Below are 7,007 nucleotides of genomic sequence, written 5' to 3'. Positions count from 1 at the left end.
CATCAACAGCTGGAGCATCACCTTCTGATCGCGGCCGCGCGGCCGTAACGGCCCTCGTCGCGATACCAAAGCCCCGGCTCCGGCCGGGGCTTTTTTCGTTGCGGGCGCGGCGCGGACGTCGGTCGGAGGCGAGCACATCGCAGGTGCGTCGTCGCGGTCGCGGCTCGCGCGGTTGCACGGCCAGGACGCGCGACGGCCGAAGCGACTGTAGGAGCGGCGCGAGCCGCGACCGCGACAATACGGCGACGACGAAGCACTCGATGCGCGCGGCGCTCCCACGGCGCCCCCGCAGGCAGGCCGCGCGAGCGCCGTAGTGGGTACGCAAGCGCCGCCGCCGCCGCCCTGACGTAGGCGCGCGAAGGCCGCGTTCAGACGCGACCTAAAGAATCCGGATCCTTAGCGGCAATCGCAGTTTCCACCGGGCGCAGCGCTCATTCCGAAGCCGCTTCTGGCTTGATCCTGCCTAGATTGGAGCGGGTCGAGCCGTCGCGCTCGGCGTTCGACCGCAGCCGCGCCGTCGCCGCCGGACGGTGCGCAGGCCGCGTCCCTGCCGCCGCAGTCCCCATCCCAGGAGCCAGACCATGCCCGCATCGTCCCATCGCTTGAACGTACTCGCCGCCGCCACCGCGCTCGCGCTGCTCGGCGCGGCCGCGCCCGCCTGCGCCGGCCAGGCCCACCTCGCCGGCCTCGGCGACGACGGCAACCGCCAGTACATCGTCAAGTTCCGCAGCGGCAGCGCGCCTTCGCGCGGGGTCGCGGCGATGAAGGCGGCGCTCGACGCCGCCGCCGCGCGCGCCGGCGCGCCCGGGCTCAGCGCGCTGCGCGCGATGGCGCTGCCGGGCATGCGGGTGGTGGCGACGCCGGCGCCGCTCAAGCGCGCGCAGGCGGTGGCGCTGATGCGCCAGCTCGCCGCCGATCCCAACGTCGAGTTCGTCCAGGCCGACGGCGGGGTGACGGTGAAGATGACCCCGAACGATCCGCAGTTCACGCGCCAGTGGCATTACGCCGACACCGCCGCCGGCATCCGCGCGCCGACCGCGTGGAACACCACCGCCGGCGCCGGCGTGGTGGTCGCGGTGGTCGACAGCGGCATCCTCTCGCACAACGACCTCAACGCCAACGTGCTGCCCGGCTACGACTTCGTCAGTTCGGTCAACGGCCGCAACGCCGCCGAATGCGGCATCGACGACCTCCCGGCCGGCTGCGGCAAGTCCCTTGACGGCGACGGCCGCGACGCCAATCCGCACGACGCCGGCAACATCCCGCACGGCAACCACGTCGCCGGCACCATCGCCGCGGTGACCAACAACGGGCTCGGCGTGGCCGGCATCGCCCACGCCGCCAAGATCGTGCCGGTGCGCGCGGCCGGATCGAACGGCTACAACGCGCATTCCGACACCATCGACGCGATCGTCTGGGCGTCCGGCGGCCATGTCGCCGGCGTGCCGGACAACCCGAATCCGGCCGAAGTCATCAACGTCTCGCTCGGCAGCGACATCGCCTGCACGCCGGCGTGGCAGGCCGGCGTCGATGCGGCGGTGGCGAACGGCGCGCTGGTGGTGGTCGCCGCCGGCAACGGCAACAACGACGTCAGCGGCAACGTGCCGGCCGGTTGCAACAACGTCGTGGCGGTGGCCGCCACTGACAAGAACGGTGCGAAGTCCTCGTTCTCGGCCTGGGGCGCGAAGATCGACCTCGCCGCGCCGGGCGGCGACGGTTTCCTCAACCAGGTGCAGTCCACCGTCGCCAACAACGGCTACGGCGCGATGTCGGGCACCTCGATGGCCAGCCCGCACGTCGCCGGCGTCGCCGCGCTGGTGCGCTCGCTGGCGCCGGGCAAGACGCCGGCGCAGGTCGAGGCGCTGCTCAAGAGCACGGCGCGGCCGATCCCGGCGAGCAAGTGCTCGCGCGGCTGCGGCGCGGGCCTGGTCGATGCGGCCGCGGCGGTGGCGGCGGCGAAGTGAGCTGAGCGCGGACGATGCGCGCAGCGGAGCCGGGGGCGGCCCGCGCGCGCATCGCTGCTGCGCGAAAGTGGAGCGGCCGCGCCGCAGGCGGCGGCCTGCGCCGGGAGCGACCCCGGCGCAGGCCGCGGCGGGCGTGAGACCATGGCCGCGGCCGGCTTTCAGCCGCGGTTGGGTCGTTGCGGCTTTAGATCGACCCGGCCGGCGCGAACGCGCCGGCCGACCCCCAAGCGCGCCCCGGCGCGTTGCAGACCATTCCTCCCGAAGGAGTCGCCCGCATGTCGCCCTTGTCCCGCCGCTTCGTCTGCCCGGCCATCGCCGTCTCGCTGTGCCTGGCGGTCGGCGCCTGCATGGCCTCGGACCGCGCCGCGCCGCCCGCCGCATCGGCTGGCTCCGGCGCGGCCGCATCCGCAACCGTCCCCGTAACCGAGCCCACGCCCATGCCGTCCCAGACCGATCCCGCCGATCGATCCTCACCGCCCAAGGCCCAGGTCGGCGAAGCGGCCGGCGCCGGGCCGTTCGGCCAGTTCATCGTCAAGTACCGCGACGATTCGCAGCCGCTCAAGCAAGTCGGCGCGGTGCAGCCGCGCCTGGAGCGCACCGCCGCGCAGTTCGGCAAGCGCGGGCTCACGCTGACCTGGAAACACCGCATGGGCATCAACGCCGATGTGTTCAGCGTCAGCCCGGCGCTCGACCGCGCCGAAGCGGCCGCGCTGATGAACGCGTTCGCCGCCGACCCGGACGTGCAGTTCATCGAGCCGGACAACCATATCTCGCTCGGGCCGATCATTCGCAGTCCCGCGCCGGTCGAAAAATGACCGCAAGCCCGCGCGGCGCGAATCCGCTGCGCGCCAGGAACCACGAAAAACCCCGGCATGTCCGGAGTTTTTTCTCGTCTGCGTATCGCCGGCTGAGACGTGCGGAATCACACTTTCGAGGCAGTTTTACGATGCATGACCGGCATCACGAAGGCAGGCTCCGCAAACGCTTGCCAACCGTTGCCGCTGCCGGGGCGATGCCGCTAGCTTCGTGATGCGGTCGGAACGACGACCCGATCCGCGACACGACCGGTCGCATCCGCGCAGCCCAGCGCATGCGCGGACGACGTACCGGCGTCCATAGCCGTATCGCCAACTTTTCGGCCGCGTCCGCGGCCTTCGACCTCGGGGGTTGAACAAAATGCGCACCATCCATCGCCTGCGCGCGCGCAACGCCGCGCGTGCCGCCGTACTGTTGTCCGCGATTGCCGCAGTCCCGGCCTTCGCCGCCCAACCGCTGTTCCTCGCCGATGCGCCCGCCGCGCGCGCCGGTGCCGTCGGCGCGCAGTCCGCCGCGACGATCGGCGCCAACCGCCTGGCCGCGGCGCCGGCGACGATGTCGCTGCAGCTCAAGCGCGCCGATGCCGGCGTGGTGTCCAAGGCCACGCGCGAGATCGAACTGCGCCTGGGCGCGCACTTGGTCAACGCCGTGCTCGACAAGGCGCGCGATACCGGCGACGGCGGCACGGTGTGGCTGGGCCACCTGAAGGAGAACGCCAAGGCCGCCGGGCACGACGCGCGCGAAGTGCGCCGCGACGAGCGCAACTCGGTCGCGCTGGTGCGCCGCGGCGACGGCGTCACCGGCAACGTGCGCGTGGACGGCAGGCTCTACCGCATCCGCCCGCTCGCCGACGGCACCCACGCGGTGGTCGAAGTCGACGAAAGCCGCATGCCGCCGGATCACCCGCTGGGCTATCGCGACTCCGACCTGCCGCAGATCGACATGCGCGCGGCGAGCCGGGCGGCGAACGCCGCGGTCGGCCCCGCCGCGGTGGACCCGGGCGCGACCGCGACCATCCGCGTGCAGGTGGTCGCCACCAACCAGGCGGTGACCGCCTACGGCGGCGACATGCGCGCGCTGGTCGACCTGGCCATCGCCGAGAGCAACCAGGGCTACGCCAACTCGAATGTCGGCATCCAGCTGGAACTGGCCAACTACCGCACCGTCGAATACACCTCGGCCGGCGACGGCCACTTCACCGACGAAGAGCGCTTCGCCGATCCCGGCGACGGCTACATGGACGACATCCATGCCTCGCGCGACGCCAACGCCGCCGACGTCAGCGTGCTGATCATCGACGACGCCGGCAACTGCGGCCTGGCCCATTCGATCGGCTCGACCGCGGCGACCGCGTTCGCGACCGTGCACTACGACTGCGCCACCGGCTACTACAGCTTCGCCCACGAGATCGGCCATCTGCTGTCGGCGCGCCACGATCCCGCCGCCGACCCGACCAACACGCCCTACGCCTACGGCCACGGCTACCGTTACGAGCCGGCCGCCGGCAACAAGTGGCGCACGATCATGGCCTACGCCTGCAGCGGCGGCTGCCCGCGCCTGAACTACTGGTCGAACCCGGACGTGACCTACAACGGCATCGCCATGGGTACCGCCGACCGTAACCACAACCAGCGCGTGCTGGTGCAGACCAAGGCCGCGGTCGCGGCGTTCCGCGGCGCGCCGGGCGGCAACACCGCGCCGGTGGCGAACTTCGCGTCCTCGGCCAGCGGGCTGACGGTGAGCTTCACCGACAGTTCGACCGACAGCGACGGCAGCATCGCCTCGCGCAGCTGGGACTTCGGCGACGGCACCGCGTCGACCGCGACCAACCCGAGCAAGACCTACAGCGCGGCGGGCAGCTACACGGTCAAGCTGACGGTCACCGACAACGGCGGCGCCAGCAACACCAAGACCGCCACCGTCACGGTCAGCGCCAGCGGCGTGCAGACCTACACCAACGGCGCCGACGTCAACATCCCCGACAACAACGCCACCGGCGTCGCCAGTTCGATCGCGGTGTCGGGCCGCAGCGGCAACGCGCCGAGCAACGCCCAGGTCGCGGTCAACATCGTCCACACCTACCAGGGCGACCTGATCGTCGACCTGATCGCGCCGGACGGTTCGGTCTACAACCTGCACAACCGCACCGGCGGCAGCGCCGACAACATCAACCAGACCTACACCAGGAACCTGTCGAGCGAAGCGCTCAACGGGACCTGGAAGCTGCGCGTCGCCGATCGCGCCGCGCAGGACACCGGCTACATCAACAGCTGGAGCGTCACCTTCTGAGGCAACGCCTCGTCGAGCCCCGCCCAGGCGCCCAGTGCACGGCGCAGGGCAGGGGCCCGATCCGCGCTTCACGGCCGCAAGGCCGGCAACACCGCCCGGCGGCCCGCGCCGCCGGGCGCCCGCGCTGAGGGGAGCGCAACGCCATCGCCTCGTCCGGCTTCGCGCCGGACGGCGCAACGCGCCGACGCGGGCGGCCCGGACGCGGGCCGCCGCGGGCGCGGCCGCGCCCGGTCCCGCCTCGGACCGGTACGCGCGCCGCGCCGCCGCGGCGCGGATGGCGGCCTTACCGCCGCATCGACTCGCTCATCGCCCTGCCCATCGCGCCGCCGCCCGGCGGCGCCTACGCCGCATCTCATCTGATGGAGACCGATATGAAACGTATTTGCCTCAGCCTCGGCCTGCTCGCGCTGTCCGTCGGCACCGCGCTGGCGGCGCCGGCCCTGCGCCCGGCCGCGTTCGACCATGCCCGCCTGACCCGCGTCGACCGCATCGCCCTGCGCACCATGCCGGCGGTGGACGTCGCCAAGCTGCGCATCGAAGACGTCAAGCGCGAGCAACGCCGCGAGATCCCGCGCTTCGCCACCGCGCTGACCGCCGACATCGACACGCTCAAGGACGGCGTGTGGGAAGACCTCGACGCCGACACCGCGATCTGGCGCACCCGCATCGAATCCAAGGACGCGCTGTCGCTGAACTTCCATTTCGACAAGTTCAAGCTGCCGGCCGGCGCGCGCATGCTGATCTACCCGGCCGACCAGGCCCCGGCCTCGGCCGCCGGCCGCGTGCGCAGCTTCACCAGCGCCGACAACAACGCCCGCGGCGAGCTGTGGACGCCGGTGGTGCTGGGCGACGAAGCGGTGATCGAACTGGTGGTGCCCAAGGCCAAGCTCGGCGAGCTCAAGCTGCACCTGGCCAAGGTCAACCACGACTACGTCGGCTTCAGCGACCTGGTCAATGCGGTGAAGCGGCCGGGCGGCACGCCGGGCGCCTCGGGCAGCTGCGAGATCGACGTGGTCTGCCCCGAGGGCAACGGCTTTCGCGACATCGTCCGCGCGGTCGGCGCCTATTCCAAGGAAGGCACGATGTGGTGCACCGGTTCGCTGGTGAACAACACCGCCAACGACAAGAAGATGTACTTCCTCACCGCCAACCACTGCGGCATGACCAGCGCAGCGGCCAACAACTCGATGGTGGTGTACTGGAACTACCAGAACTCCACCTGCCGCGCGCCGGGTTCCGCCGCCAGCGGCAGCAACGGCGACGGCTCGCTGGCGCAGACGCAGACCGGCGCGACCCTGCGCGCGACCAACGCCGCCTCCGACTTCACCCTGCTCGAACTCAACACCCCGGCCAACTCGGCCTTCAACCTGTTCTGGGCCGGCTGGGACCGCCGCGACCAGGACTATCCGAACTCCATCGCCATCCATCACCCCAACGTCGCCGACAAGCGCATCAGCTTCTCCGACAGCGCTTCGCGCAAGACCGGCTACGGCGGCGCCGACTACAACCCGCCGACGGTGACCAACGGCACCCACTTGTTCGTGAAGTGGGGCGTCAACCGCGGCGTGACCGAGCCGGGTTCCTCGGGCTCGCCGCTGTACAGCCCGGACAAGCGCGTGATCGGCCAGTTGCACGGCGGCCCGTCGAGCTGCACCGTGCCGCAAGAACAGAAGGCCGACTACTACGGCCGCGTGTTCACCTCGTGGACCGGCGGCGGCAGCGCGGCTACGCGCCTGAGCGACTGGCTCGACGCGTCCGGCACCGGCGCGCAGTTCGTCGACGGCCTGGATTCGAGCGGTACGCCGGGCAACCAGGCGCCGGTGGCGAACTTCTCGTCCTCGGTCAGCGGCTTGACGGTGAGCTTCACCGACGGCTCGACCGACAGCGACGGTTCGATCGCCTCGCGCAGCTGGAACTTCGGCGACGGCACCACCTCCA

The 7,007-nt window shown here is 71.6% G+C and carries 4 protein-coding genes; all 4 read left to right on the top strand.

What is annotated here, in order from left to right; genetic code table 11:
* The first annotated feature begins 581 nt into the window (after window positions 1-581).
* Window positions 582-1,964, top strand: a complete 1,383-nt coding sequence (locus BLV01_RS25025; protein ID WP_091806791.1) for a S8 family serine peptidase — start codon at window positions 582-584, stop codon at window positions 1,962-1,964.
* Window positions 1,965-2,239: 275 nt separating this feature from the next.
* On the top strand, window positions 2,240-2,779 hold the full coding sequence (locus BLV01_RS25015) for a hypothetical protein (RefSeq protein ID WP_139179213.1): 540 nt from the start codon (window positions 2,240-2,242) through the stop codon (window positions 2,777-2,779).
* Window positions 2,780-3,140: 361 nt separating this feature from the next.
* A complete protein-coding gene (locus BLV01_RS25010; RefSeq protein WP_139179210.1) occupies window positions 3,141-5,069 on the top strand; it encodes a M12 family metallo-peptidase in 1,929 nt (642 codons plus the stop codon).
* A gap of 371 nt (window positions 5,070-5,440) precedes the next feature.
* The coding region (locus tag BLV01_RS27020; protein WP_139179207.1) for a trypsin-like serine protease at window positions 5,441-7,007 on the top strand (1,567 nt) is incomplete at its 3' end.

The organism is Lysobacter sp. yr284 (genome assembly GCF_900107375.1).
In the GTDB taxonomy this organism is placed as follows: Bacteria; Pseudomonadota; Gammaproteobacteria; order Xanthomonadales; family Xanthomonadaceae; genus Lysobacter.
The sequence above is the reverse complement of the archived record's forward strand: the minus strand, read 5'-3'. Positions and strand labels throughout refer to the sequence as shown.